A 26,640-nucleotide genomic window follows, 5' to 3' on the forward strand; every position below is an offset into this window, starting at 1 on the left:
ATTATGGTTCAAGCCAAAAAAGTCGAACCGCAGGATACGGGCGACCGTCATAACTTGCCTTATGCATTTCGCACCTATTCGCCGGAACAGCTCAAAGAAGCACTGCATAAAATGTATCTGATCCGCCGTTTTGAAGAAGGGGCGGAAGAAAGCTACACGCGCGGTCTCATTCACGGAACGATGCATCTTTCCATCGGGCAGGAAGCGAGTGCGGTTGCGTCCTGTCTGCCGCTCAATGATGATGACATGATCACATCGACCCATCGCGGACACGGCCATTGCATCGCCAAGGGTGCTGACGTGAAGCGTATGTTTGCCGAATTTTTCGGCAAGGAAACAGGCTATTGCAAAGGCCGTGGCGGCTCAATGCACATTGCCGACGTTTCCAAGGGAAATCTCGGCGCAAACGGTATTGTCGGTGGTGGCATTCCAATTGCGGTGGGCGCTGCGCTTTCTGCCAAGAAGCAGAAAAATGGCAAGGTTGTCGTGTCGTTCTTCGGTGACGGCGCTAACAATGAAGGCGCTTTTCACGAAGCGCTCAATATGGCTGCGGTCTGGAAGCTGCCCGTTGTTTTCATTTGTGAAAACAATGGCTACGGCATGTCCACCTCGACAAAACGTTCGACCGCTGTTGCCAATGTAGCGGACCGCGCCTCGGCCTATAACATGCCCGGCGTGATCGTGGATGGCAATAATCTGTCGGAAGTGGCAGAGGCAGTCAACGAAGCGAGCGAACGCGCACGGCGCGGCGAAGGGCCGACGCTCATTGAAAACAAAACATACCGTATTCGTGGGCATTCCAAGAGCGATCGCAACCGCTATCGCACCAAGGAAGAAATCGAGCATTGGCAGAATGATCGCGATCCAATCGCGCATTTTGAGGCTGATTTGAAAGCCTATGGCTTCATCAATGATGCCGAGATCGAGGACATCCGCGCTCAGGTGGAGAAGGAAATCGCTGAGGCGATTGAGTTCGCCAAGAACAGCCCGGCACCTGATCTGACCAACCTGACCCGCGACGTTTATACGGATGATATTTAAACATGGACACAACAATCCGTGAGTTGAGCTATTCGCAAGCCATCCAGGAAGCAATGGCAATTGCCATGGAACGCGACGAGCGCGTCTTCCTGATGGGTGAAGATATTGGCGTCTATGGCGGCGCATTTCAGGTGACTGGTGATCTGGTGCATCGCTTTGGCGAAGACCGTGTCATGGATACGCCTATTTCCGAACTGGGCGGTGCAGGTGTCGCGGTCGGTGCAGCACTGACCGGTATGCGTCCGATTTTTGAGTTCCAGTTTTCTGACTTTGCAGCACTGGCGATGGAACAGATCGTCAATCAGGCTGCAAAAATCCGCTATATGCTTGGTGGTGCAGTTTCGGTGCCGCTGGTTATGCGGTTTCCGGCAGGGTCGGGAACGGGTGCTGCGGCACAGCACAGCCAGAGCCTTGAAGCATGGCTTGGCCATGTGCCGGGGCTCAAAGTCTTACAGCCTTCAACGCCTTATGATGCCAAGGGCATGTTGCTTGCGGCCGTCGAAGACCCCGATCCGGTTATGATTTTTGAGCACAAGCTGCTCTACAAGACCAAAGGTCCGGTTCCAGAAGGTTTTTACACCGTGCCAATTGGCAAGGCAAAGGTGGTCCGTGAAGGCCGTGATCTTACCATTGTCGCAACGGCAATCATGGTACACAAAGCCCTTGATGCCGCTGCTGAGCTTGCCAAGGAAGGCATTGATGTTGAAGTGATCGATCTGCGCACAGTGCGTCCGATTGATCGCGAAACCATTATTAAAAGCGTCAAAAAAACGTCAAAACTTCTCTGCGTTTATGAAGCGGTCAAGACGCTTGGTATTGGTGCTGAAATCTCTGCTATTGTAGCGGAGAGTGATGCCTTCGACTATCTTGATGCGCCAATCGTGCGTCTTGGCGGGGCCGAAACGCCAATTCCTTATAATCCCGACCTTGAACGCGCGACCGTTCCACAGGTGCCTGATATCCTGAAAAGCGCTCGTGATCTGGCTAAAGGAGTGCGCTGACCATGGCTGTGGAAGTCATTCTCCCCAAGGTCGATATGGATATGGAGACGGGGCAGATTTCGCGGTGGTATGCCAAAGATGGTGATACGGTCACGAAAGGTCAGCTTCTCTTTGAAATCGAGACCGACAAGGCCGCAATGGAAGTCGATGCACCAGCATCGGGCATCCTTGCAGATATCAGCGCTGCGGAAGGAACGGTTGTTCCTGTCGGGCAGGCAGTTGCATGGATTTATGCCGAAGGCGAAGAGCGTCATGCCAAATCAGCGCCCGTCGCTCAAGAAACGATTGTTGCGGCACCCATAGAAACAGCCATTGCGCCAGCCGCTCTGGAAAAGGTTGAACCTGCATCTTCGCACGATGATCAAACGGGGGCAGCCAATGATGTGCGGGCAACGCCGCTTGCCCGTCGGCTGGCGCGGGAGGCAGGCATTGATCTCTCGTCTGTTCAGGGTTCAGGACCGAAGGGCCGCGTGCAGAAGAAGGATGTTGAAGGCAATATCAGCGTCGCAAAGATGCCAAGTGCTGCTGTCGCTGCGAAACCTGCTTCAAGAAACAATGCAGAGCCTGCCACTGCGGGACAGCTCAATGTCGTCTGGTTGCGCGAGGGAGAAGCTGGCCGTTTGCCAGTTGTTCTGATCCACGGCTTTGCCGCTGATCTTAATTCATGGCGTGGATTGTTTGCTGGCGCATCGCTTGGCCATCCGATCCTCGCTCTTGATCTTCCGGGACATGGCAATTCACCACGGGTCGTTCCTGAAAGCATTGACGACATTGCAGCAAGCGTGGAGGCAACGCTCGCAGCATTGGGCGTAACATCCTGCTTGCTGGTTGGGCATTCGCTGGGTGGTGCGGTCGCGACTGTCACCGCTTCACGCGGTGTTATCGATGTGCGTTCTTTGCTGCTCATCTCGTCGGGTGGTTTGGGGCCGCAAGTCAATGCTGCGTTTATCAACGGTCTTATCGGCGCGAAAAGCGAAGCCAGCATCGTTCCCTGGCTGAAGCTTCTCGTTGCCGATGAGAGCCATCTGACGAAGCCGTTCATCAATGCGACCATCGCTCAGGCGGCGGATGCAGAACTGCGCGAAACGCAGGGCGCCATTGGTGCGCGGTTCTTCGCAGATGGCACACAGACCTTTGACGTTCGCTCAAGCATTGCTACGCTTGCAATGCCGGTGCGGCTTATTTTTGGTGCGCAAGACCGGGTGATACCCGTCGCCCATGCGCATGGTCTGCCGGGAAAAGTGGGCGTCCACATTTTCGCAGGCTGTGGGCATATGCCACAAATCGAAGAGCGGGCTGCGGTGCTGCAAATTTTCAAAGAATGCGCAGCCGCTGCCAATTAGAGCGGCATTATGGAGCAAGTGCCACAAGATTCCGATGAAGGCTGATGCTATCTCCTGAGGGTGTCTCGGGAGTGTTGCGTATGGTGGAAATCGTTGACGGATTGAAATTGAAGCTGGTCGAAATCGACACCCAGCTTGATCTTCTGCGTCGGCAGATCGGCGATCTCGAAGATCAGTGGGATGCCTTCGTGAAAGTCATCAGGGTCTACGATCCCGAGTTCACCTTGGTGAACGCTGCGCCACGTAAGCCTCGTTCAGCCCAACGGGGAACGGCGAGCAGTCGTGTCACCGAGCTTCTGAAGGGGAAGAACAACCGTCACGTCGTCCTCGATATTCTGAGACGCTCGGATAGGCCGACATCCAGCTCCGAAATCGCGAGACAGTTCGCTAAAGATGTAGAACTGGGCGAGGAAGCAGAACGACTTGAGACGGCGTTGGCGAGCAGGTTCTCGGCGACGCTCGATGGATTGCAGAAGCAGGGTCTGGTCAAACATACTGGCACTGTCGATGGCCGTCGCCATCTCTGGGAGATCAGCCGCTAGTCCGGCGGCTCACCTTGGAGCCAGACCTGGTCGCTGATATTCTGAGCAGCTCCCTGCCAGTAGCCGCAAAGGTTTCGCGAGGTTGGCCGAGCAGTGATTGTTCGGAGGAGATCGGCAAACTGCCACCGCAGGCCCATGTAGCGCGTATCCTCCTTCCAGGAGAGCATCGCCATGTACCAGTCGAGGTACTTCGTCGAGAAGCGGTGATTGACACCTTGGTAGGCTTTTTCGACGCGACTGAAGAAGCTTTCGATGACGTTTGAGTTCGTGCCGTCATCCTCCTGGTACTGCAGGCTGTGGTTCACGCGATGAATGGAAACAAGGCCGACAAGATCGTCATACGCCTTGTGCTCGTCGGCAATCAACAACGCCTTCGGGGCAACATGCTTGGCAACGGCCGCCCAGGCATCCTTGCCGTTTTCATCCATGACGACCCGCGTCAGCGTCCTGTTCGGGGCGTGCTTGTTGGCCTCCCTCAGCGCCAGGACGCACATGCGCTTGCCGTTCTGGTTTTCCTTCTTGCGACCGTCCTTGCGTTCTTCCTTCTTGTTTGCCTTGCGGAGAACACCGCCGACATACTTGCCGTCGATCTGGACCAGTCCCTGAAGTGTGATGGCACTGCGGCGCAGGCCAACAGCCTCACGAAGCTTCTGTAGCAGGACGTAGGCCGTCTTGTACTGGACGTTGAGCTTGCGGCTCAGATGGAGGGCGGCCATACCCTTGGCCGCCGTGATCTCCTCCCAGATCGCCATGATAATCTTCTTGAACGACAGCTTCCTGTTGGCGAACACCGTCCCGGATGTCACCGAGAACTCGGCACGGCATTCAGGCTCGGAGCATCGGAAGCGGCGACGGCGGACATCGTAAGGCTCCAGACATCCGCAACGCGGGCAATAGGGGCTGCCGCCGTTGTCCGCCCAGCGGAAGTCGACGAAGAGGCCGTAGGCGTCGTCCTCGGAGAGTGACCAGACCTTTTCAGGGTCGAGATTGCGGCCATCTGGTCGCAACAGAGGATGCTGTCCAAAGCCCTCTTTCGGGTCAGGCCAAGCGCAACGGTCGTATTTCGAACCTCCGGTCTCCTGCGCAGAAGGGGTCGTACGTGTTCGGCCTCAAGATAGGAATTCGCTTCTGGAGCATGTTTAGTTCCGTTCAATACGCAGGACATAGGCGGCCACTCCGTCACTCGGGCGGAGAAAAAGGTCAGCGCTCTATTCGTATCGATCTGAACATGAAAGGACCCATATCAGGGGAGTCGCGTGGAGTCGAGTCAACTGTTGCGGTCGGCTCCGGCTAAGGGCGAAATGACACTGTGCAGGACATCACCTCTTGTCATGTCGCAAGAAACTACGTAGATCCAGCGTCTTAACTTCGAACAGGCTCTTCCGCATAGCTGTTCTCACATGTTTGTGAAAACTTTCATGCGCTTTTTTGTTGCTAACCCTGCCTGTTTTTTGTATGTATGAGGTAGCTTCAGGTGGCGGGACTTCTTGGTGATAGCCTTGATGCTGTAGCTGCGCACCTCTCTTGAGGTTCGGTAAACCACGGTAAGGCGCACCCGCTTCGTTATTCTCAAAAGGCTCCCGTCTGGGAGCCTTTTGTCATTTAGGACTTCTTCGCTTTCGATGCCTTCCGTTTATCGCGCTTGGCAGCCCGCTTAGCCCGCACGTCGTCGGCCTTCATCTGGGCAAGCTCTCGGCGCTTATCCTCGGTCATCGGCATTCGCTCCTTGCTAAAATAGCAGGCTCGCACAGCTTGCTTCATATTCCACTTGTGCTTGTCCGTGGTGTTTACCGCCCGCTCATGACAGGTCAGCACGTTCATCTCGATCTCGAAGTGTTCGGAGTTACTCGGATAGAAGTAGTAGAGGATCACGTCATGTATGCCTCTGACGATCCGCACAGCCGGATTGTGCGCCAATGCGGCCATGTTTTCGACCTGATTGTGGTCCTTCATCTCCCAAGTAATGCCGTTCTGATCGAACAGGTTTTGCACGCCTTGTTGAAGAGTAAGGCATTTGGCGTAGCGGTTCGCGCAGAAGATTCGATGGCTTCCGTTATGATCTCGAAAATCGAAGGCAGCATTGTGCGCGGCCTTTTCACTGAAGACATGACAAGAGAAGCTGACGCGCACCCTGATGTCCATGCCATTAGGACCAGCCGCGTTCAGAGTATAGATGAAAGGCGCGAGGTGGGAGATGTCGTAGTCCGCTCCTCCTACTGTAACCGTGGTTCCCAAATGATCGAGCAATCAAAATCTCCTGCAATACATTTCATTTGCAATGCGGTGTCAGGCGATTCAACATAAAAGATTGCTTAGCAACATTTTTCCCGGCCCAAGGTTGTCTTATCGCGGCCCGAAGAAAAGGCAGCTTTTGGCCAAAACCGGACTTCACTCGTTAGAGAGTGTCATTTCGCCTTCAAACGGAACCGACTGCTCATCGAGCCATCAGCGTTGCTGTCTGTGGTGGTACTGTCGGCTATGATACAGTTCAGCGTGGCCCCGAGAATGACTGGTGCATTCTTCGTGCTGGAGCTATTGGCCATCGGCAGTTTGTTTTACGCGATGCATTGGAAGCGTCGCGATACAAGCCATTCAAACGCATAAGCTTATCCGAACCTTCTGGAGATTGGCGATTTGTCGTGCCACAACTGGTTTCTCTCAGTTTGTGGCACTTGCTCCATAATGACGAATTAGAGCGTGTTTCAAGCTGATTGGATCAGATCGGCACTCTAATCGTACAAAAGCACATCGTTTGGCGACGATGTGCTTTTTTGTTTTTAATCAGACTGCGCTTTGTCTTTGAGCATCTGCGCAGCGCTTTCCTCATCCGTGATGAGGACTGTCGGTTTGAGAAGCTTGACTGCGCCAAGCAGCGCTGCGATTTTCTCCTTGCCGCCCGATGTCAGAATCCGTTGCGGCGTCTTCTGAAGGCTCTCGATTTTCGCCGACATGACACGGTCATGCACAGGATCATCAACGATCTTGCCGTTTCTGTCGTAGAAATGGAACAGCACGTCACCGACGGCGCCATTTTCAATGAGCGATAGTTTCTGCTGCTCATCAATCAGGCCCACACGATATGATGTGCTGCTGGCTGTCTGAATGTCACCGACACTGAGCAGGACCATGTCGAGGTCCTCGGCCATATCCAGCACAGTATTCAACCCGCAGCGCTCAATAAGTGCAGTTCGGGTTTCCCTGCTATCAACAAGCGCCGGGGCAGGAATGAGATAACCCTCGCCCTGAAAAATCTGTGCAAACTGCCACGCAAATTCCGGTGGGTTTGACCGCCGTGGCTGTACGATGCCACCAAGCAGAGAAATGACCTTCAAGTCATTGAGCGGTCGTGCACCGATATGCTGCAGGGTGCTGGAAAGGGTACGCCCCCAGCCCACGCCAATCGTCATGCCGTGCTGCACTTTTTCCGAAAGATAGGCACCGGTTGCCGCGCTGATTGGTGGAATCGGGTCAATGTCCGACGAAGAAAGCGGCGCGACAATGGCGCGCTCAAGACCAAAGGTCTTTTCAAGCTCAACTTCCAGAGATGTCAGACTTGCCAGCTTGCCCTCAATGGTAATTTTTACTTCATTGCGCGCACGGGCATCAGCAAGAAGGCGGACGATTGTCACACGACCGACACCGAGCGCTTCCGCAATGTCATTCTGCGTCATTTGTTCAACGTAATACATCCACGCAGCGCGTGTTCTCAATCGGCTTGTACGGTTTTCGGCCGCAACCCCTTCAGACCCAACGATAAGGTCTGCCGCTTCCGGTTTTTCTTTGGTCTTCCTGGCGGCCTTTTTCAAAACTATCCCTCAAATTAATGGTGCAATACAGCGTTATCGAACTGGTGTTGTTATACCTAAACTATTGCTTTTCCACGCAGAGGCAAACAATAATTCCTATGCATTGTCCATTCTGTTATCATGGTGCTGCAGGTGAGGAAAACAAACATGTTACGCATTCTTTCCGAAGAAATTGCAGTCAACCTAAAGGACCGTCTGCGCGAGGCTCGATATATGATCCGGCGCAATCGTCATGAAAGTTTGCAAACAGAACGGCCGGCTCCGCGACCCGGTGAAATTGTATCTCCAGAATTGCTGCTGGGACATGCCGCGAGCATGATGGACAAGGCGCTGACAACGGCTGAAACAATTTCGATTTCGTTGATTTCCTCTGATCCGAAAGCACATAGCGGCGCCCCGCATGTGAAGAGCCTAGCAATTTATTTTGGTGGCTCGGCTGAGGGCGTGCGGGCTTTCCGCAAAGATATGTATTACCTCACGAAAGAAGTGCTCCGCCGTCATAAGTTGCAAAATATGCTGATCCAGGAGGCTGTCTTTTTAACCGTTCATGAAAAGGTAATGCAGAACCATGCTGCTTTATTGAAAAATGTATTTTCAGCTGAAGCAGGTGAGAAGAAAATCGCGACAACAGCCAAAGTTGTTGCAGCTATTTTTCTGCAATTGCTTGCCGAAAGACCTGTGCGGTTCATTTCGCTCAATAGCCATTGTGACCCAAAGGCTTTGCGCCGGTTTGAAGCCGCGTGTTTTGCCGCAGTCAGTGTTGCTTGTGGCTTGATCACCGTTAAGGCGGCGGATCTTGCTGGCATTGATCCTTTGGAAAGCGCTATTCTGGCATTGGATGTGCGCGGGGAGCGTCTCATTAAGGCGGCAGAAGATTGCGATCAGGCCAATCTTGAAACTCTGTTCCAGACCCTCATTACGCATCTTCCATGAAATAAGAGCCCGGATTGAATCCGAGCTTTTTGATAGGGGCCTTATAGACGAGGTTTAGCTTCCAAACATATCTGCAATCAGCTTTTTCGCGCGAGGAATGGAAGCAGGGCTCATGCTGAGTTCGGTCAGTCCCATGCGAATAAACTCGCCTATAAGCTCCGGCTTTCCAGCTGCTTCACCGCACATCCCCACCATGATGCCGGCCTCTGTTGCCGCTTTTGCGGTCATCTCAATTGCAGCCATGACAGCCGGATGGCTAACATCGTTAAGCTTTGCAACGGTTGGATTGAGGCGATCCGCAGCCATCACATACTGTGTCAGATCATTGGTGCCGATGGAGAAGAAAGCCGCTTCTTTTGCAAGTTCTCGGGCAGCGAAAACCGCCGCAGGCGTCTCGATCATTACGCCAAGGTCAAACGCGGCAAAAGCTTTGCCTTCGCTGTTCAGCTCAGTGATGCATTCCGCAATAAGGCGCTTGGTTGCACGGATTTCTTCAACATCCGATACCATAGGCAACATGACTTTGAGATTGCCATTCACAGCTGCACGCAACAGTGCGCGCAGTTGTGGTTTGAACACATCCGGGCGGTCGAGACACATGCGAATGCCGCGCCAGCCAAGGAAAGGGTTTTCCTCATCAGGAAATTCGATTCCGGCAACAGGCTTGTCACCGCCAATGTCCAGCGTGCGGACAATAACCGGGTTCGGGGTGAAAGCTCTTAGAAGCGTCGCATAGGTTTCCGTCTGCATATCTTCAGAAGGCAGGTGAATGTGCTTCATAAACAGAAGCTCGGTGCGGAACAATCCAACCCCCATCGCACCCGCTTCGAGTGCCACATCAATCTCTTCCAGCGCGCCCATATTCGCTGCGACTTCAATGATTGTACCGTCGGCACGACGCGGCGTGATGGAGCGGTAAGCATCCAGTGCCTGCTTTTCCTGGAGTGCTTTGGAAATGCGCGCCTCAATTTCGTTGCGGGTGGCTATATCCGGGTCGGCATGAACGATGCCGTGGCTTCCATCCACTGCAACGGTTTTCGCATTCTTAAGATATTGAACTGCACTGCCAAGGCCAAGAACCGCCGGAATGCCGTGCGTGCGTGCAATGATGGCCACGTGCGATGTTGCCCCGCCATGGCCGCAGACAACGCCTTTGATCTTCTTAAGCGGTGCGCGCGCCAGATCCCACGCACCGATGTCCTCAGCGATCAGCACCGAGCCTTCCGGCAAACCTTCCAAATTGATGTCTTCCTTGCCAAGCAGAGCCAGACAAATCTGGCGGCTGACGTCATGAACATCATCTGCGCGCGCGTTAAGATACGGATCATCCAGTGCCGCAAATTGCCCGGCAACCGTTGACGCTGCGGCAAGCATGGCCGAAATAGCGTCAAGGCCACCTCGAATAAGCGCGAGCGCTTCATCGGACAGGCTATCATCCGCGGCAATATCTTTTAATGCAGCAATGATGCCCCTGTCGGCATCGGCCAGATTTCCACCCGACAACGACGCATCCATGCGCTGTTGAACAGTTGCGATTGCAGATTTGAAATGGTCGATTTCTGCATCAATTTCAGATGCTGAAAGTTTTCGACCCGAAGGCTTGATCTCTTCAGGAAAAAACGCAAACGCAGCGCCCAAGGAAACGCCTTCACTCGCCCCAACGCCCTTTATCTGACCTGCAGGCAGCTCGCTCTTGATCTCAGGTTGAGGAGTGGCTGCGACTTGAGGGGAAGCGGTGGAAGTGGCGGCAATCGGGCTGGCTGCCTCTTCAAGGCCCGCCTGTGGATTTTCAAGATACCCGATCAAAGCCTCAATGGCTTCAATCGCATCGGCTCCATCGGCACGAACGGTCACTTCATCAAGCTCTTTCACGCCAAGCAGCATCAGCTTGACGGAGCTTTTGGCACTGACGCTTTTCCCGGCCTTGGCAATTTCGATGTCACTCTCAAAGCCCTTGGCCAGTTTAACAAAGCGCGTTGCTGGGCGCGCATGCAGCCCTTCATGCACCCGGACGATAGTCGAGCGTTCCATTTATGTAAGCCTCAAATCGACATCTAAAACGATTTCACGTCTATCGCACCAAAATCGTTTCAACTGTCTGTTTTAACACGCAATTCTTATCCGAAAAACGGCCAGCTCTAGCCGCCGATGGTGATAATCTGCCCTTCTTTGAGAGCAGCGACAAGGTCTTCGCCTGCTATTTCGCTGGCACAGATTTCACCCGGGCGATCCGTTGAATTCGCACCCGTGAAAGAAATCACAACGTGCCCGATTTCACGCACCTTCTGCCAGGCACTTTCGCCAACGGCAGTAATCTCGGCTTTAAGAGAGCCAATGGTGATCTTTGCTCCAATTGCAGGAGCCCCTGCTTCAGGGCCTTCTTCGACCACGTGAAGAACAGATACCTCTGCCAGTTCAGGTGGTGAGCCGTCTGCAAACAGGATCAGAACACCGCCTTCTGCGAGATCTGCAACCTCCGGGCCGATCGCGGTAATCCGCGTTTTCAGATGTATCGACATAGATGGTCCTTTCTCGGTATTCTCATTTTGGTCTTTTGATTTTTCATAAGCTTGGATTGGGTCTGCTCTCTTTTAAGAGCAGGCCCACCGTTTTTAAAGCACTGCAAGGCTGACAACCCAGGCAATCAGAACGGAAAGCGGGCCCATAAACTGACGGCTGATCAAAACGGCCGGAACACCAATTTCAATGGTTTTCGGCTTTGCTTCTCCAAGCGCCAGACCAACAGGAACAAAGTCACACCCAACCTGAGCGTTGTAAGCAAACAGAGCAGGCAAAGCCATTGCCGGTGCAATGGTGCCATTGGCAATTTGTGGCCCGATAATCGCCACACCAACGACCTGTGCAATAACAGCGCCTGGCCCCAGAATGGGTGAAAGAAACGGCAGGCTGCAAATCGCAGACAGGACCAAAAGGCCCGCAATGTTATTGGCAAGAGGGCCAAGCGGCTGGGCGAGAATATCGCCAATACCTGTATAAAGGATCAGACCGATCAGCATCGTGACAAACGCCATGAACGGCAGCACGTTTCTGACCACCTGATCGATTGTGCGGCGGCCCGCCTGGAAGAAGATACCGACCACCCGACCCATCACGCGGCCGATGCTGCTGATCATACCGACAATGCCTCCATCATTTGGCAGATCGACAGGCTGCGGTTTTTCCTCTTCTTCAACAGGGGCTGATGTTGCAGATGCGCTTGCTTCTGACCCATCCGCGAGCACAATGTCTTCGGGCTTCACACCGGAAACATAAATGTCTTCGGTTATGAACTGAGCCAGTGGTCCTGACTGGCCGACCGGTGTGATATTAACGGTTGGAATGCGCTTGCGCGGATAAACGCCGCAACGCGCCGTGCCGCCGCAATCAACAACGACAACGGCCATTTCGCTTTCAATGGGTGGCGTGCGAAATCCATCAACGGCTTCAGCGCCGGTGAGATCGGCAATGCGTCGGGCGAGCGGATGAATGCCGCCGCCTGTGACCGAAACAACTTTATTGCGCTGCTCGGTTGGCTGAATAACCAGTGGCCCACCCCAGCCATTGGAACCGCGGGAAATCTTAACTGCCTTATAGGTCTTTACCATGATATCCTCCCCGGATTCCGTTTAAAGTTCGATGCCCTGACGCCGCGCCATAATCATGGTGATGCGTTCTGTGAGCATGCCTTTAAGAAGGATGACGAGAAGACCGACAATCGCGTACCAGATGGCCACGCTGATATGATAACCGACCGGAACCGCGCCTTTTTTCTCAAGTTCGAGCAGCGCGACCAGAATGCCGCCCCAGACGAAATATTCACCGGGATTGATGTGCGGGAATAGACCCAGCGGTGGATGAACATAAGAAACAGCAGCATCATAAAAAGCTGGCTTATATTTCTCATCCAGAAACGAGCCAAAGGTATAGGCCATCGGATTGGTCAGGAAGAAAACCGCAAGAACAGGCAGGACAGTGTAGCGGGTAAGCGCGATACGACCCGCACTGCGTGCAAGGCCATGAACGCGCTTTTCACCGACCAGCTCCGTGATCGCGTAAAATGCGGTCATCAGCACGACCAGCGTTGGGATGATACCCGTCACAAAGCCCGAAAAAACCTCGCCACCTTTCTGGAACACACCAATGAAGTGCTTCCCGATTGAAGCCAGCCAGCCAAGCTGTTCTTCCTGAGCAACATTCTGCAAACGCTCTTTGAACTGATCGACTGAAATGCCGCCCGTGCCTGTGGCAGCCCCGGCATCAGCGGGGGCGGTCGTTGTCGCCTGAGCCAGTTGAAGCAGATCATTTCCTGCGTGTTCCGCTGCATGTTTTCCATGCAGGGCGGCATCCGAAATCATGCTTCCGGCCAAATGTATAGATTGCATTGTTGTGTCGGCATGTTGCGCCAACATTGTCACTATCGACATTGTTCCTCCTCGATTGCTTGTTTCAGGCAAGCAACTCCTATGCTCCCACTGCTTTGAGACCCGCGAGTTCGATCCCATCGGACTGATCGCGGATGCGACCGATCTGCTCCATCGCCTGTTTGGTAGCAGCCACCACTTCAGGCTTTCCTTCTCCAATTTCAGGGTTGTCCTGCAACTCGCTCAGGCGCATTCCCTCAAAACCTTCGCGTCGGATAAATTTGGCAAAAACTGTTCGTCCGCTCATTTGCAGAAAGCCCCGGACAATCTGATTACGATCAACAACAATCAATACGATAACGCCTTTGCCGAAACGCGCGCGTACATGCCCCGCCCCCACAAAGCCGTCCGAATACTTTGAAGTGATCCCTTTCATGACATCGGAATAGTGGCGCATCTGAAACCAGACGCCCAAAGACTGAAAGCCCCAAAGCATAGCCAGGCCCAATAAGGCCCACTGCCAGATTGCCATTTTCTCCTCCTCCCACGAAGAGCGAGCGGGATATTTTCCCGCTTCTTCATCCTGCAAATAGAGAACATTTGTTTTCTTGTATGTCAATATGTATAATTATTAGAGGTGACTGAAAGCGAATAGGACCTGACTTTTCAATTGGTTTCGCATAGTATCATTTGCAAACGGGAGGTCGCTCGCGACATGGATTTGCTACTCAGAGAACAAATGGCTTCAATGCCTGATCTTCGGCATCGATTGCGCCAGTTGCGCTGGTTTCGCGCGACATTCCGCAAGCATGCGAGCTTGTTGCATACGCTCTATGGCGTTGAATATGAGATTGATGAAAAGAAGCTGACAGAGGCTTTTCTCAACTGGGTTGAGATTGTCGATCAAAACAAGCGTTTTGCCAAAATAGATCGCAATGATTTCATCACTTTTGCGGCGGGGCTGGTGTTGCGGGAGCTTATTCGTCTTTCACCGGCCAAAGTCATTTCACCACCACGCCATGCAACCGGCGATTCTGCCAGGATGTACGAAATTATCAGCTTCTGGCCGGAAGGGTTTCTCTATACAAATTATTGCATCTGCGCGATTGCGGCTGTTCATGAACAGGAATTCGCAACTTTGCCTGATATTGATCAATGTGCAGATGATCTTCGAACATGGTGGTCTTACAAAGAAAACGTGTCGGAAGTCCCCGCTTACGCAATTGCATTTCTGGATAAGTTTCTGGGCAGTGAACCAAATTGGAGCATGCCTGACATGGCTTCGGCACGCGCTGCTGTAAAACGCGCTCTTGGAACGAACGGCACTTTATTTGAGAAGCCTTGAAGCTTATCGTGCTTTGACGTGCTTGTAAGACACTCTCAGGCTTAGCACACAAGGCCGTAATGCACGCTCATTTACTCTTGGTTATAAGGGCTAAATGCCATGAATTGATCTTCCTACAAATACGACTTGTGACGCTGACAATCTTTATCTGAAGGCTAAGCGGGAGGCATTCGAAGATGCAACCCGCCTCTGATTGAGGTTTCACAGGCAGCGTTAGACAGAGTTTTTTTGATAAATAATCACGTCTCCGTCCTCTTTGGTGAAAGACGAAACCGGATGCTCCAATATGTCAAGAACACGCTCTGATGGACGGCAAAGTTTGGTGCCCAATGGCGTTTCCACGATTGGTCGATTGATAAGGATGGGATGCTCCATCATGAAATCGATCAGCGCATCATCCGTCCACTTCAGATCGGACAAACCCAACTCCGCATAAGGCGTGCCTTTTTCTCGAAGCAGTTGTCGTGGCGTCATCTGCATCGACCTTAACAGCTCGATCAGTCGTTCACGCGATGGCGGATTTAACAGATAGTCAATCACGACAGGCTCTTCACCACTGGCACGGATCATTGCCAGAGTATTGCGCGATGTGCCACACTTCGGATTGTGATAGATTAATACGGTCATTCGAATTTTCCTGTTTCGTTGGCGGGCTTTTGATTGGTGCCACGCTCGTACCAGCCTTTGGAACGATTAACGATCCAGACGACGGACAGCATGACGGGCACCTCAACGAGAACGCCCACAACCGTTGCAAGTGCTGCACCAGACGAGAAGCCAAACAGACTGATTGCCGCTGCTACAGCGAGTTCAAAGAAGTTAGAAGCGCCGATCAATGCGGATGGTCCGGCAACGCAGTGCTGCTCTCCCGAAAGCCGGTTCAGAACGTAAGCAAGGCCCGAATTGAAGTAGACCTGAATAAGGATCGGGACGGCCAGCATCGCGATGATCATAGGCTGCGCGATGATCTGCTCTCCCTGAAAACCAAACAGCAGAATGAGTGTGGCGAGAAGTGCAACCAGCGACAAAGGCTGTAATACTTTCAGCATTACATCGAAGGATTGCTGCCCACGCGCAAGAATAATGCGTCGCAGGATTTGCGCAATAATCACCGGAATAACGATATAGAGGAACACCGATAAAATGAGTGTGTCCCAAGGGACGGTAATTGCCGAGAGTCCAAGCAGAAGCCCAACGATGGGAGCGAAGGCCACCACCATAATCGCATCATTCAGAGCGACTTGCGAAAGCGTGAAATGCGGCTCGCCCTTTGTCAGATTGGACCAGACGAACACCATCGCAGTGCAAGGGGCAGCTGCAAGAATAATCAGGCCCGCAATATAAGAATCGATCTGACCCGCAGGCAAGTAAGGGCGAAACAGCCAGCCAATGAATAGCCAGGCGAGAAGCGCCATTGAAAAAGGTTTGACAGCCCAGTTAATGAACAGCGTGACACCGATTCCTCGCCAATGCTTGGTAACTTGCCTCAAGGCGCTGAAATCAATCTTCAGCAACATTGGGATAATCATGAGCCAGATGAGAACGGCAACCGGAATATTCACGTTTGCGACTTCAGCAGAGCCAAGGAGGTGGAAAATTTCAGGGAATATATGCCCCAGCGCAACACCAGCGACAATACAAAGCGCTACCCAGACGGTCAGATACCGTTCGAATGTAGACATTATTTCTCCCCTGCGTTCCAGATTGTCGCACCGAAAATTGAACATGCGAAGTTGTCCGTGCGCAAAAAGTGCACGCTATTAACCCTATCTGTCATTTCATCAGTCCATTTGTTCGAAGACCAGATTTGTGGGCTTCGTGTTACTGTTTAACCACCTTCGGTTCGCAACAATGCGTCAGGCTTTTTATGAGAGGTGCGCAGAGTTCGGCACTCCCGCCACAGCAATCCTTGATCATAAACAGCGTCAACTCCCGAAAACGCGCAAGATCAGCGCGATAGATAATTGAACGGCTCTGGCGCTCACTGCTCACCAAACCAGCACGAGACAAGGTCGCTAAATGCGCAGACATCGTGTTCTGGGGAACTTCCAGCATGCGCGCAAGCTCTCCCACCGCAAGGCCGTCAGGTTCGTGCTTGACCAACAGTCGAAAAGTGTCGAGCCTTGTCGATTGAGCGAGAGCCGCCAAGGCGGTTATAGCATCCCCTGTTTCCATATATCCAGAATAATGGATATATTGCCTGCGTCAACTCCTATTCGCAAAAGGATACAATTTATTCCCCTCATTTGCTTGCGCTGACATCCGCCTTTATCTCTCTTAGAACGCGGTTCGATCCGATTCACATCGAAACCGTGAGTGTCGCAGCCCGGTCTTTGTTGGGAGTTTTGTTCAAACTTTTCAGTGCCTCGATTGGCCATGAAAAAACACATCAAAATACGCCAAGAGGCTTTCACAAGGGATCTCTGTTATCCTGCGCGGCAGGCAGAGATAATCGCCATTCAAAACCAATAAAATCGCGAAAGAAAATTCTATAATAGTTTATTTTCATATCGAAATATCAATACATTTAATAAACTAAACAATATAAATTTATAGCAATAATTATATTATAATTTAAAATTCGCAATTTTCTACATTTTACAGTGTAGCCATGCATTTTTGATTCCTATAAAAAATACTCTCTTTCACATTGACAAAATTGTGGCCAAACCTAGATTTGAAGTTTGGAATTTATGCCCCAATTTTGTGAGAGAAAATGCCAGCAAAATTTATTATCAATCCGCCCGTATTCTTCGGTTCGATTATTATCATAGGATTGTTTCTCGCGATCGGTGTAATTGTTCCAGATCAGGCCGCTGAAATTTTTACTGCTTTGCAAAACAGTATTCTTGCAAACTTCGGTTGGTTTTATCTTCTTGTTGTTGGGATTTTTCTGGCCAGTGTTCTGTTGCTCAGTCTGGGGCGATATGGACGCCTCAAATTAGGGCCGGACGACTCCACACCGGATTTCAGTTTTATGTCGTGGATTGCGATGCTTTTTGCCGCCGGCATGGGCATCGGGTTGATGTATTATGCTGTGGGTGAGCCGATGTCTCACTTCATGGCCCCGCCAACAGCGGAACCCCGCTCGATCGAAGCAACGCGCCAGGCCATGGCTGTGACGTTCTTCCATTGGGGCATTCACGCCTGGGCTATTTACGCGGTCGTGGGGCTTTCGCTTGCTTATTTTGGTTATCGCTACAATCTTCCACTCACAATCCGCTCGGGATTATATCCACTTTTAAAAGAACGGATTAACGGCCCGATTGGGCACGCTGTTGATATTTTTGCGATTGTCGGAACAATGTTCGGGATCGCAACCTCGCTTGGGTTGGGTGTTTCGCAAATCAATGCAGGACTTAATTATCTGACGGGCGTCCCCATCGGATTGCAGGTTCAGCTTCCTTTAATATTGGTCATTACCGGCCTTGCGACCATATCCGTTGTCACCGGGCTTGATAAAGGTGTTCGCATTCTATCGGAAGTGAACCTTCTGATTGCAATTTTGCTGATGCTGTTTGTTCTCGTCGTGGGCCCAACTTCGCAGCTGTTCCGCGATTTTGTTCAAAATATCGGACTTTATCTGGATACGATTGTTCTTAGAACATTCAACATTTATGCCTATCAGCCAACACCATGGATCGATGCCTGGACTCTTTTCTATTGGGCATGGTGGATTTCCTGGTCGCCTTTCGTCGGTATGTTCATCGCGCGTATCTCCAGAGGGCGAACAGTGCGCGAATTTGTTACAGCCGTTTTGTTTATTCCAGCAGGCTTCACATTCTTTTGGATGACTGTCTTTGGCAATTCCGCAATCCTGATTGACACCACTGTTGCCAACGGAAAGCTGGGCGCTGAGATAGCGGCAGACGTTTCGGTCGGCCTGTTTCATTTCTTCGAATATTTGCCGTGGACCACATTGACCTCGACGCTTGCGGTCATTCTGGTGGCAATATTCTTCATCACTTCGTCAGACTCTGGCTCTTTGGTTGTGGATTCCATTGCCGCCGGTGGTGAAACCGAAACAACGACCGCTCAACGGGTCTTCTGGTGCGCGCTTGAAGGCATTGTTGCCGCGAGCCTGCTTGTTGCGGGTGGATTGGGTGCACTTCAATCTGTGACGATTGCAAGCGCACTTCCATTTTCTATCGTCATTCTCGTTCTTGTCTGGTCGCTCTTCAAAGGGATGCGGGCCGACCTCGCCCAACAGGTCGCACATGCGGGAATTCCAACCACTCCCACGGCACAACCAGCGTCTGGCCTGACCTGGCAACGCCGGTTATCGTTGATGCTGCATGCACCTTCCGAGCGTGAAGTGTCCGCTTTTATCGAAGGCCCGGCAATGAAGGCGCTTTCCGAAGTCGCAACGGAACTCAACAATCGAGGACGCGACACCGTTGTCGCCACAGAAGACAATGGTTCAATTGCACTGCGTTCATCGGCGGAAGGCGTTCGCGACTTCATTTATGGGATAATGCCAGCCTCGCACCAGATTCCCGCTTTCTCCGCTATGGCCGTGGGAAAACCTGAGTTTCGCTACGAAGCCAGAACGTATTTTTCGAGTGGAGGACGAGGTTACGATGTCATGGGCATGACGAAAGATCAATTGATCTCCGACGTTCTGGTTCAGTTCGAGCGCTATCTCGCATTGGTTCACACACCAGAAACGCAATTGGTCCACAGCGCACCGGAGCATTCAGCCGACATGTGATCGTCGATACGTGAGAATTTTAAATACCAACAATCGAGATAGGAATAATGGACCAAAAAGCGACCGAAGTCTTTGAACGCACCAATCAATTTCTGTTCCAGATATCCGATCTGCTTTTGCGCTATTCGCTATCAACCCTGGGCGCAATTGTAATCCTTTGTGCAGGGTGGATTTTAGCGGGAACCCTTCAACGCTGGACCGTCACCTCGCTATCGGGCATCCGCGGCCTCGACAAGACAATTTCAAAGTTTTTTGGCGGCGTCATCCGCTACAGTGTTCTTGCCATCGTTTTTGTGATGGTTCTGGGCCAATTTGGCGTTCAGACTGCCTCAATCCTTGCAGCATTGGGCGCAATAGGCCTCGCCATTGGGCTTGCCTTGCAGGGCACACTTCAAAACATTGCGGCAGGCATTATGCTTCTTGTTCTTCGCCCGTTTCGGGTTGGGGAGTTTATAAGTGCAGGCAGTGTTGTCGGCACAGTTGAAGAGATAGGCTTGTTTACAACAGAGCTTAAATCTTATGACGGCGTTTACATTATGGCTCCGAATTCAACTCTTTGGAACACGTCGGTCATCAACTATAGCCGCCTCAAGATGAGGATGCACGACTTCAAAGTGCGTATAGGATACGACGACAATATCGATAATGCGTTCTCAATAATTCAGAAGATTGTCTTGTCACAGGAGGGAGTGCTTCAAGAGCCAAAGCCCACCTTCTTTGTTGATGAGCTGGGCGATAGTGCTGTTATCTTGTGCTATCGCTATTGGATTGACAGCAATCATTATTGGGACGTCGTTCGCAACACCACCAAATCTGTTAAAACCTCTTTTGACGAGGCGGGAATAAAAATACCCTATCAGCAGGTTACCTACCATATGAAGGCTGCTGCTTAGAAGGCGTCAAAGCATAATCCCATGACTTTCGCTTCGGGCAGATTATGCTTTATTCAGCCCTTTGTGCCTCATGCTTGATGAAAGCGGCCATGCCTTCGGATTGGATGCCATCAACCATATCCCTGAGCATGGCGCCGAAAACGCCGTTGATTAACGTCTCTGGAAGAATTTCAGGGCAAACGAGCGCAACTGAGCGAATTATATCATCCGCAGTTGCCGCATGTTTTAAGGCGCTCTGAAGCTCCATTGCACGCGGGTCATTCAATGCTTGCGGATTTCCATACCTATCTTTGCGAACAAGATAAGCAAGCCAGGCCGCCAAGGAAAATGCAAAAGGGCGCGTGGATCCGCCGGCTGCAATCGTCTCCATTGCCGGTGCGGTTATGCGTTGAGGAAGCTTTTGCGTCCCATCCATCGCGATCTGTGCCGTAGAATGTGCTATCGCTGGATTGGAAAATCGTTCGGCCAATGCTGAAGCATACTCATCAAGATCAATCGTTAGTCCTTCGACAGTCGCGGCCGCTGCGGCAAGATGGCGCCGAACAAGGGCAGCATGATCAGGGTCAGCCATAACATCGCGTACAAGTGCTTTTCCGGCCAATTGCCCGCTATAGGCAAGCATGGAATGCGCACCATTGAGCATGCGAAGTTTCATGCGCTCATATGGCGTCACGTCATCGACAAACAGGACGCCAGCGCATTCCCATTCTGGCCGTCCAGCACAGAATTGATCCTCTATGACCCATTGCGTGAATGGCTCGGTTTCGACTGCTGCATGATCGTCCCGCCCGCTCAGTTCTCCGGCCAGTTTGGTCGTATCGGCATTTGATGAGGGTGTAATGCGATCGACCATGGATGAAGGAAAGCTGACATTGTTTGCTATCCAATGGAAAAGCGTCTCACCGTGGGTTTTGCGTGCAAAAGTCAGGACTGCGTTGCGCAGTTTCTCGCCATTATGAGACAGGTTATCACAGCTCAACACAGTGAATGGCTGCAATCCCAAATGCATTCTGCGGTTCAGAGAACCGACAATCAGTCCGATCACTCCCCTGGGCGCATCAGGATTTGCAAGGTCGAAAGCGACCGCAGGATGGCTATCATCAAGCTGACCATCGCTGGTGATACCATATCCTTTTTCCGTCACCGTCAAACTGACAATACGGCAGCCAGGAGATGCCATGGCTTCCAATGCATCGCCACTAACATCAGGTCCGGCCAATACCCGTTCAAGCGCGCCGATCACCCGTGCCTCTGTGGTCGCGCCGCGTGTGATCAGCGTGTAATGACCATTCTGTGGATTTAAACTCTCCGCAACAGACGTTCCACGCAGCGATACGCCGATAACACGCCAGTCGCCGCCATTTTGTGCGAGAGCAGCATCGGTGTAAGCAAGCAGATGAGCGCGTGCAAAATTGCCAAGCCCCAAATGGACAATTCCAGCCCCATGGTTCTGCGGTGTGTAAGCAGGCCAACTGGCCGATGCACCCAGATTTGCCTGCGCCGAAAGTCTTGTCATTCCACCACCCTGACATCTGGATGCGACAGGGCGGTCATGATCCCGCGCAATTCCGCCAGCCCCTTCAACCGACCAATGGACGGATAACCCGGCTGCGCTTTTCTGTTCAGATCATCCAGAATGTCCTGACCATGATCAGGCCGCATTGGAATTTGCCAGTCTGCGCGGCCCGCAAGCTTGCGCCGATTTTCTTCGGCAAGAATGGCTGCAATCATGGCAACCATATCGGTATGGCCTTCCAGATGAGCGGCCTCATGGAACGATCCACCAAGATGCGGTTCTTCAAGGGCGACATTGCGCAGATGCAGAAAATGCACCCGATCGCCCAGCCGCTTCATCATACCCGGCAGATCATTATCAGCGCGTGTGCCCAGTGATCCGGTGCAAAGCGTAATGCCATTTGCCGAAATATTCACCGCATCCATCACGGCCTTATAATCGGCTTCGGTCGACATGATGCGCGGCAGACCAAGCAGCGAAAACGGTGGATCATCCGGGTGGCAGCATAAACGCACACCAAGTTCTTCTGCCAGCGGGCTGACCTCTGCCAGAAAATCAATCAGATGCCCCCGGAGACGTTCAGGCGAAATATTGTCGTAATGCGCAAGATGACGCTTCACATCATCCATCGACATGCGTTCAGCGGCACCGGGCAAGCCAAACACGACATTCCCCGAGAGCTCCAGACGTCGTGCCTCAGGCATGTCTGCAAACCGCTTGTGTGCCGCCTCATAGACCTCTGGACTATAATCATCCGATGCGCCGTTGCGTTGTAAAAGAAACAAATCAAAGGCTGCAAAATCAATCGCGTCGTAGCGCATACAGGTGGCGCCATTTGGCAATCGATACGCCAGATCAGTGCGCGTCCAGTCGAGGATCGGCATAAAATTATAGCAGATGACCTCAACACCTGCATCACGCAGGTTTCGCATGGAGGTCTTCCAGTTTGCGATATGTGTTTTCCAATCACCCGTCTGGCGTTTGATATCCTCAGAAACCGGAAGGCTTTCAACGACCTCCCACCGAAGACCGGAGGCTTCCCCGTTCTTCATGTAGGCGATGTCTTGTTTTCGCTTTTCAATTTCTGCAGGCGACCAGACGACGCCCGTCGCAACATGGTGAAGGGCTGTTACAACGCCTTCCACTCCTGCCTGCAACATATCATCGATGGATACCAGGTCCTTGGGGCCGAACCAGCGCCAGGTCTGTCTCATAGTGTCGTCTCTCTGTTTTCAGTGCCGTGCAGATGCAGCGGCAAAAGTAATTTGAACCTTGACCGATTGGGAACGGTCGGTTGCCGCACGAAATGCGGCAAGCGCATCGGTCACAGGCAAAGTGGATGTAATGATTGGGCATGGGTCAATTGCGCGCGATCCGATAAGCTGCACAGCATCAGCGAATTCGGTATCAAAACGCTGCGAACCGATAAACTGAATTTCCTTACCAACCATCACATTCAATGGCATGGTTGTTGGCCCTGCAACACCCACTTGCACCATCGTGCCGAGTGGACGCAAACACGAAATTGCATCATTGATTGCAGGAGCTGCGGCGGAACACTCAAACACGAGATCAACCTTGCCTTTATCATCTTTCCATCGGTCAAGGCCGGTTGGATTGGCCGCAATATTGACTGTGTGATCAGCGCCCATTTTTGCAGCAATCGCCAGTGTCGCGTCCTGAATATCTGTCACGATAATTTCGGAAGCGCCCCGCTTTTTTGCCACGGCAACACAAAGCGCGCCAATCGGGCCCGCTCCCGTCACCAGCACGACTTTGCCGGACAGGCTGCCGGCAATTGCCTCACCCCGATTGGCTGCATGCAAACACACAGCCAGCGGCTCTGAACAAGCGGCAGCACCCGGATCGATGTCATCAGGCACGGCAAAGCATTGATCCGCTTCAATGACGATCCTGTCGCGAAACATGCCTTGCTGATGCGGAAGATACATTGCAGAACCTTTAAACCGCATCGCAGTGCAGTGGCGCGCAAGGCCCTGCTGGCAAAAACGGCACGCACCGCAAGGCTGGGACGGGTTCAAGGCCACAAGCTGGCCAGGCCTCAGACCCGTCACCCCTTCACCGAGCGCTTCGATGCGCCCGGATGCCTCATGCCCCAAGATGATCGGCTCGCGAACACGAATGGTTCCGATACCGCCTTCCAGCCAGTAATGCAGATCAGATCCACAAATTCCGCCAGCCTGAATTGCGACCAGGACCTGACCTGGCCCCGGTGTTTCGAGCGGCCTGTTCTCAATGCGCAAATCATCCTGCGCATAAAGGCAAACGACACGTGTTACCGATTGCTCCGTCATCACAACCTCAAGGCATCAAAGTGTTGGGCAACCATGTCGCCAAAGGCGCGAAGTAGCTGACCATGAGAAGAACGATAATATTGGTGATGATGTAGGGAATAATCGCTCTGATCACCGGTGATAGAGGGAGTCGTGCGATATTTGACGCCACAAACAGGCAAACACCGACGGGAGGGGTCGTCAGACCGATCATCAGGTTCAACACTGCAAAACAGGCAAAGTGAATGGGGTCAATACCGACGGCGATAGCCAGTGCCTGCAAAGGCACAAACAGGATGATCAGCGCGGCAATCGTTTCCATGAACATGCCAACGAACAGAAGCAAAATGTTAATCAGCAAAATCACAACGAACTTGTTGTCCGTAAACGAAAGAACTGCATTGGCCAGTGTCTGGGGAATGCGCTCTGCAACCAAAATCCAGCCAAAAACATTTGCAGTGCCTACCAGCACCAGAATGCCGGCAGAACTGATTGCACTGTCGATAATGATTTTGGGAATACGGCTTACCGGCAGTTCGCGATAGATGAACAGGCCCACGAGTGCTGCATAAAGACATGCCACCACAGCAGTTTCGGTTGGTGTGGTTATCCCGATCAGCAAGCCGCCGACGATCAGCGCAGTCATTGCAATAGCCCAGATCGCGCCAGTGAACGACGTGAACAACTCCCGAACGCCCTTCCAGCTTTCACGCGGGAAATTCTTTTTCTTTGCGATGAAATAGGTTGTTACCATCATCGCAAAACCCATCAGCAAACCAGGAACTGCGCCAGCCAGAAACAGTTTTCCGACTGAAAGCCCGGAGAGCGAGCCGACAATAATCATCGGAACGCTCGGCGGGATCATTGGACCGACTGTGGATGATGCAGCGGTCACAGCTGCCGAGAAAGAGGCAGGATATCCGACTTTTTTCATGCCGGGGATCATCATGCCGCCAACGGATGCAACATCGGCAACCGCAGTGCCGGAAATGCCGCCAAAAAGCATGGAGGCTGCGATACTGGCTTGCGCAAGTCCACCGCGCATCCATCCAACCAAAGCGTTGGCAAAGCGAATGATACGCTCCGTAATGCCACCGGAATTCATCAAATTGCCTGCCAGAATAAAGCCCGGAATACAGAGCAGCACGAAACTGTCCATCCCGGCATACATTTTCTGAGGAATGACAACGAGCGGAATATCAGCAAACAGGAGATAGGCCATTGAAGACAGGCCCAATGTGACGGCCACGGGTAGACCGATGACCAGACCGAGCACAAATGTGCCAAGAAGAAGGGTCAGACCCATCAGTTTTCCTCCGAATTGGGGATGGGGCGCCCATCATGGCGGCCTGTCAGCATCTCAATGATACGCATCAGCGCCCAAATGATCAGGGCAACAAACAAAATAAGCTGCGAGGCGTGGATGATATCCATTCTCCAGCCCAGAGAAGGTGCCGTCTGACGGCTGCCAATGGTGGTGTAGTCCCATGCGGCGGGCAAAAGGATGACTGCAAACACCAATGTCAAGATTGCGCTGACCAGTCGCAACAGCCAGGGCAACCGTCCGGGCAAGCTCTCACATATCAGATCAACATTGACCATATCGCCGCTGCGCAGGGCAAGGCCAGCGCCGAGCGCACCTATATAGAGCAGGCAGAACCGGGTCAGCTCTTCCGTCCAGACGGGAGCCGTGCTCAGGAAGGTGCGTGCGTAAACCTGCAGCAGAACAGCGCCGATCAGCACAAGAAATGTTGCGAGTATCAGAAGGCGAAATACGCCCTCCAATCCTTTGAATGCTTTTGTCATGGTATCCTCGACAGGGTAGCTGCCGGATTTAATCCGGCAGAGCCTTTATCTCAGTCGTTGAAAACCTGTTCGGCCAATGGGCGGATTTCCTGCGGCACAGACGCGATGACGGCATCTTTCGCCTTGTTGGCGAAAGCGGCCTGATCGACGTCAACGAATTTCACACCATGTGCTTCGAGATCGGTAACGAGTGCTTTTTCGTCAGCGGTAAACAGTTCGCGTTCGTAGGCTTGTGTGATCTTGGCAGCTTCCAGCAAAGCGGCCTGATCAGCTTCCGACAATTTGTTCCAGCTACGCTCTGATATGGTGAGATAAATCCACGAGCGAACATGTTCAGTCTTGTTGACGACTTTTTGAACTTCATAAAAGCCACCCGACTTGAACAGAGCAAGCGGATTTTCCTGCCCTTCGATGGTGCCGTTCTGAAGCGAGGTAAAGACTTCCGAGAAAGCCATAGGGGTGGGGTTGGCACCCAGCGATTGCCATGCAGCCACGAAAATTGGCACATTTGGTACGCGAACCTTGAAGCCCTTCAAATCATCAGGCTTCGTGATCTCACGATTGGCTGAAAGGTTGCGCGGCCCACGCGCGAAATATGTCAGCGGTCGAATAGCCGCCTTCTCAATAATTTCGGCTTCAATCTGCTTGCCGATATCGCCGGATGCAACCTTGTCCATATGCTCAAGCGACTTGTATCCATATGGCAAAGCCAGCAAAGCGGCTTTCGGTGCCCAATTTTGAAGGCTCTCGCCGGTGATGGTCATATCGGCAGTGCCGAGCTGCATGCCGTTGATGACGTCGATTTCCTTGCCGAGCGATTCATTCGGATAAACTTCGACCGCCACCCGTCCTTCGGTGCGGGACTTGACTTCATCTGCAAATTTCAACGCAGCCTTGTGCCAGATGTTTTCTTCATTGGCGAGATGACCAAGTTTAAGCGTGACCTCCTGTGCAAACGAGGTCCCGCCCATCACGGCAAGCATGGCGCAGGTTGCTGCTATGTGTTTAAAAGATCGAAACTTCATTCTTTCCTCCTCTGGAATGATTT

Annotated in this window: 25 protein-coding genes; 8 read left to right on the top strand and 17 right to left on the bottom strand. The window is 52.3% G+C overall.

The window, feature by feature from the left end:
• Positions 1–3: 3 nt before the first annotated feature.
• The 4 genes from OPR82_RS15765 to OPR82_RS15780 are packed head-to-tail and all read left to right on the top strand — an operon-like array spanning position 4 to position 3,927.
• Complete coding sequence (locus OPR82_RS15765) at positions 4–1,041, top strand: thiamine pyrophosphate-dependent dehydrogenase E1 component subunit alpha (protein WP_265985886.1); 1,038 nt, start codon at positions 4–6, stop codon at positions 1,039–1,041.
• 2 nt (positions 1,042–1,043) lie between these two features.
• On the top strand, positions 1,044–2,042 hold the full coding sequence (locus OPR82_RS15770) for an alpha-ketoacid dehydrogenase subunit beta (protein ID WP_265985888.1): 999 nt from the start codon (positions 1,044–1,046) through the stop codon (positions 2,040–2,042).
• A gap of 2 nt (positions 2,043–2,044) precedes the next feature.
• Complete coding sequence (locus OPR82_RS15775) at positions 2,045–3,385, top strand: acetoin dehydrogenase dihydrolipoyllysine-residue acetyltransferase subunit (RefSeq protein WP_265985889.1); 1,341 nt, start codon at positions 2,045–2,047, stop codon at positions 3,383–3,385.
• A 44-nt stretch (positions 3,386–3,429) separates the two neighbouring features.
• Positions 3,430–3,927 (top strand): hypothetical protein, encoded by a 498-nt coding sequence (locus OPR82_RS15780; RefSeq protein ID WP_265985890.1) that lies wholly within the window; start codon positions 3,430–3,432, stop codon positions 3,925–3,927.
• Here OPR82_RS15780 and OPR82_RS15785 read toward each other — a convergent pair.
• The 3 genes from OPR82_RS15785 to OPR82_RS15795 form a co-directional block, all read right to left on the bottom strand.
• Positions 3,924–4,934, bottom strand: coding sequence for an IS1595 family transposase (locus OPR82_RS15785; RefSeq protein WP_265985891.1), 1,011 nt, complete (start codon positions 4,932–4,934; stop codon positions 3,924–3,926). The two genes, OPR82_RS15780 and OPR82_RS15785, sit on opposite strands and share 4 nt — an antisense overlap.
• A 595-nt stretch (positions 4,935–5,529) precedes the next feature.
• The gene (locus OPR82_RS15790) at positions 5,530–6,174 is read right to left on the bottom strand and encodes a hypothetical protein (protein ID WP_265985892.1); all 645 of its coding nucleotides are present in this window, start codon (positions 6,172–6,174) and stop codon (positions 5,530–5,532) included.
• Between the two features lie 530 nt (positions 6,175–6,704).
• Entirely contained in the window at positions 6,705–7,733 is a 1,029-nt protein-coding gene (locus OPR82_RS15795; protein ID WP_265985893.1) for a sugar-binding transcriptional regulator, read from the bottom strand.
• Positions 7,734–7,880: 147 nt separating this feature from the next.
• On the opposite strand from OPR82_RS15795, the gene OPR82_RS15800 reads away from it, so the two are divergent.
• Positions 7,881–8,666, top strand: coding sequence for a hypothetical protein (locus tag OPR82_RS15800; protein WP_265985894.1), 786 nt, complete (start codon positions 7,881–7,883; stop codon positions 8,664–8,666).
• 54 nt (positions 8,667–8,720) lie between these two features.
• Here OPR82_RS15800 and ptsP read toward each other — a convergent pair whose 3' ends face one another.
• The 5 genes from ptsP to OPR82_RS15825 all read right to left on the bottom strand — a co-directional run bounded on the left by ptsP (position 8,721) and on the right by OPR82_RS15825 (position 13,559).
• Positions 8,721–10,697, bottom strand: a complete 1,977-nt coding sequence (ptsP, locus tag OPR82_RS15805; protein ID WP_265985895.1) for a phosphoenolpyruvate--protein phosphotransferase — start codon at positions 10,695–10,697, stop codon at positions 8,721–8,723.
• Between the two features lie 107 nt (positions 10,698–10,804).
• A complete protein-coding gene (locus tag OPR82_RS15810; protein WP_265985896.1) occupies positions 10,805–11,185 on the bottom strand; it encodes a PTS glucitol/sorbitol transporter subunit IIA in 381 nt (126 codons plus the stop codon).
• Positions 11,186–11,278: 93 nt separating this feature from the next.
• Positions 11,279–12,271 (bottom strand): PTS glucitol/sorbitol transporter subunit IIB, encoded by a 993-nt coding sequence (gene srlE, locus OPR82_RS15815; RefSeq protein ID WP_265985898.1) that lies wholly within the window; start codon positions 12,269–12,271, stop codon positions 11,279–11,281.
• 21 nt (positions 12,272–12,292) lie between these two features.
• On the bottom strand, positions 12,293–13,090 hold the full coding sequence (gene srlA, locus OPR82_RS15820; protein WP_265985899.1) for a PTS glucitol/sorbitol transporter subunit IIC: 798 nt from the start codon (positions 13,088–13,090) through the stop codon (positions 12,293–12,295).
• A gap of 37 nt (positions 13,091–13,127) precedes the next feature.
• Complete coding sequence (locus OPR82_RS15825; RefSeq protein ID WP_265985900.1) at positions 13,128–13,559, bottom strand: transcriptional regulator GutM; 432 nt, start codon at positions 13,557–13,559, stop codon at positions 13,128–13,130.
• Between the two features lie 183 nt (positions 13,560–13,742).
• Between OPR82_RS15825 and OPR82_RS15830 the strand changes: the two genes are divergently transcribed.
• Positions 13,743–14,372 carry a hypothetical protein gene (locus OPR82_RS15830; RefSeq protein WP_265985901.1) on the top strand — a complete coding sequence of 210 codons (630 nt, stop codon included), beginning with the start codon at positions 13,743–13,745 and terminating at the stop codon, positions 14,370–14,372.
• A 213-nt stretch (positions 14,373–14,585) separates the two neighbouring features.
• Here the strand turns inward: OPR82_RS15830 and arsC are convergent, their stop codons facing one another.
• The 3 genes from arsC to OPR82_RS15845 form a co-directional block, all read right to left on the bottom strand.
• Positions 14,586–14,999, bottom strand: coding sequence for an arsenate reductase (glutaredoxin) (gene arsC, locus OPR82_RS15835; RefSeq protein WP_265985902.1), 414 nt, complete (start codon positions 14,997–14,999; stop codon positions 14,586–14,588).
• A complete protein-coding gene (gene arsB, locus OPR82_RS15840) occupies positions 14,996–16,054 on the bottom strand; it encodes an ACR3 family arsenite efflux transporter (protein ID WP_265985903.1) in 1,059 nt (352 codons plus the stop codon). The genes arsC and arsB overlap by 4 nt, the downstream gene beginning before the upstream one ends.
• Positions 16,055–16,193: 139 nt before the next feature.
• Positions 16,194–16,547, bottom strand: a complete 354-nt coding sequence (locus tag OPR82_RS15845; protein ID WP_265985904.1) for an ArsR/SmtB family transcription factor — start codon at positions 16,545–16,547, stop codon at positions 16,194–16,196.
• 541 nt (positions 16,548–17,088) lie between these two features.
• On the opposite strand from OPR82_RS15845, the gene OPR82_RS15850 reads away from it, so the two are divergent.
• Both OPR82_RS15850 and OPR82_RS15855 read left to right on the top strand, forming a co-directional pair.
• Entirely contained in the window at positions 17,089–19,083 is a 1,995-nt protein-coding gene (locus OPR82_RS15850) for a BCCT family transporter (protein ID WP_265985905.1), read from the top strand.
• A gap of 47 nt (positions 19,084–19,130) precedes the next feature.
• On the top strand, positions 19,131–19,976 hold the full coding sequence (locus OPR82_RS15855) for a mechanosensitive ion channel family protein (protein WP_265985906.1): 846 nt from the start codon (positions 19,131–19,133) through the stop codon (positions 19,974–19,976).
• A gap of 49 nt (positions 19,977–20,025) precedes the next feature.
• On the opposite strand, the gene OPR82_RS15860 is transcribed toward OPR82_RS15855, so the two are convergent.
• The 6 genes from OPR82_RS15860 to OPR82_RS15885 are packed head-to-tail and all read right to left on the bottom strand — an operon-like array spanning position 20,026 to position 26,617.
• Positions 20,026–21,492, bottom strand: coding sequence for a mannitol dehydrogenase family protein (locus tag OPR82_RS15860; RefSeq protein ID WP_265985907.1), 1,467 nt, complete (start codon positions 21,490–21,492; stop codon positions 20,026–20,028).
• Positions 21,489–22,706, bottom strand: coding sequence for a mannonate dehydratase (gene uxuA, locus OPR82_RS15865; RefSeq protein WP_265985908.1), 1,218 nt, complete (start codon positions 22,704–22,706; stop codon positions 21,489–21,491). Before uxuA ends, OPR82_RS15860 begins: the two co-directional genes overlap by 4 nt.
• A gap of 18 nt (positions 22,707–22,724) precedes the next feature.
• Entirely contained in the window at positions 22,725–23,807 is a 1,083-nt protein-coding gene (locus tag OPR82_RS15870) for an L-idonate 5-dehydrogenase (protein WP_265985909.1), read from the bottom strand.
• A gap of 7 nt (positions 23,808–23,814) precedes the next feature.
• Complete coding sequence (locus OPR82_RS15875; protein ID WP_265985910.1) at positions 23,815–25,092, bottom strand: TRAP transporter large permease; 1,278 nt, start codon at positions 25,090–25,092, stop codon at positions 23,815–23,817.
• Positions 25,092–25,592: a TRAP transporter small permease gene (locus OPR82_RS15880; RefSeq protein WP_265985911.1), complete on the bottom strand. Its 501-nt coding sequence runs from the start codon at positions 25,590–25,592 to the stop codon at positions 25,092–25,094. Before OPR82_RS15880 ends, OPR82_RS15875 begins: the two co-directional genes overlap by 1 nt.
• 50 nt (positions 25,593–25,642) lie before the next feature.
• Entirely contained in the window at positions 25,643–26,617 is a 975-nt protein-coding gene (locus tag OPR82_RS15885) for a TRAP transporter substrate-binding protein (protein WP_265985912.1), read from the bottom strand.
• Positions 26,618–26,640 lie beyond the last annotated feature (23 nt).

This window comes from Ochrobactrum chromiisoli, assembly GCF_026241335.1.
In the GTDB taxonomy this organism is placed as follows: domain Bacteria; phylum Pseudomonadota; class Alphaproteobacteria; order Rhizobiales; family Rhizobiaceae; genus Brucella; species Brucella chromiisoli.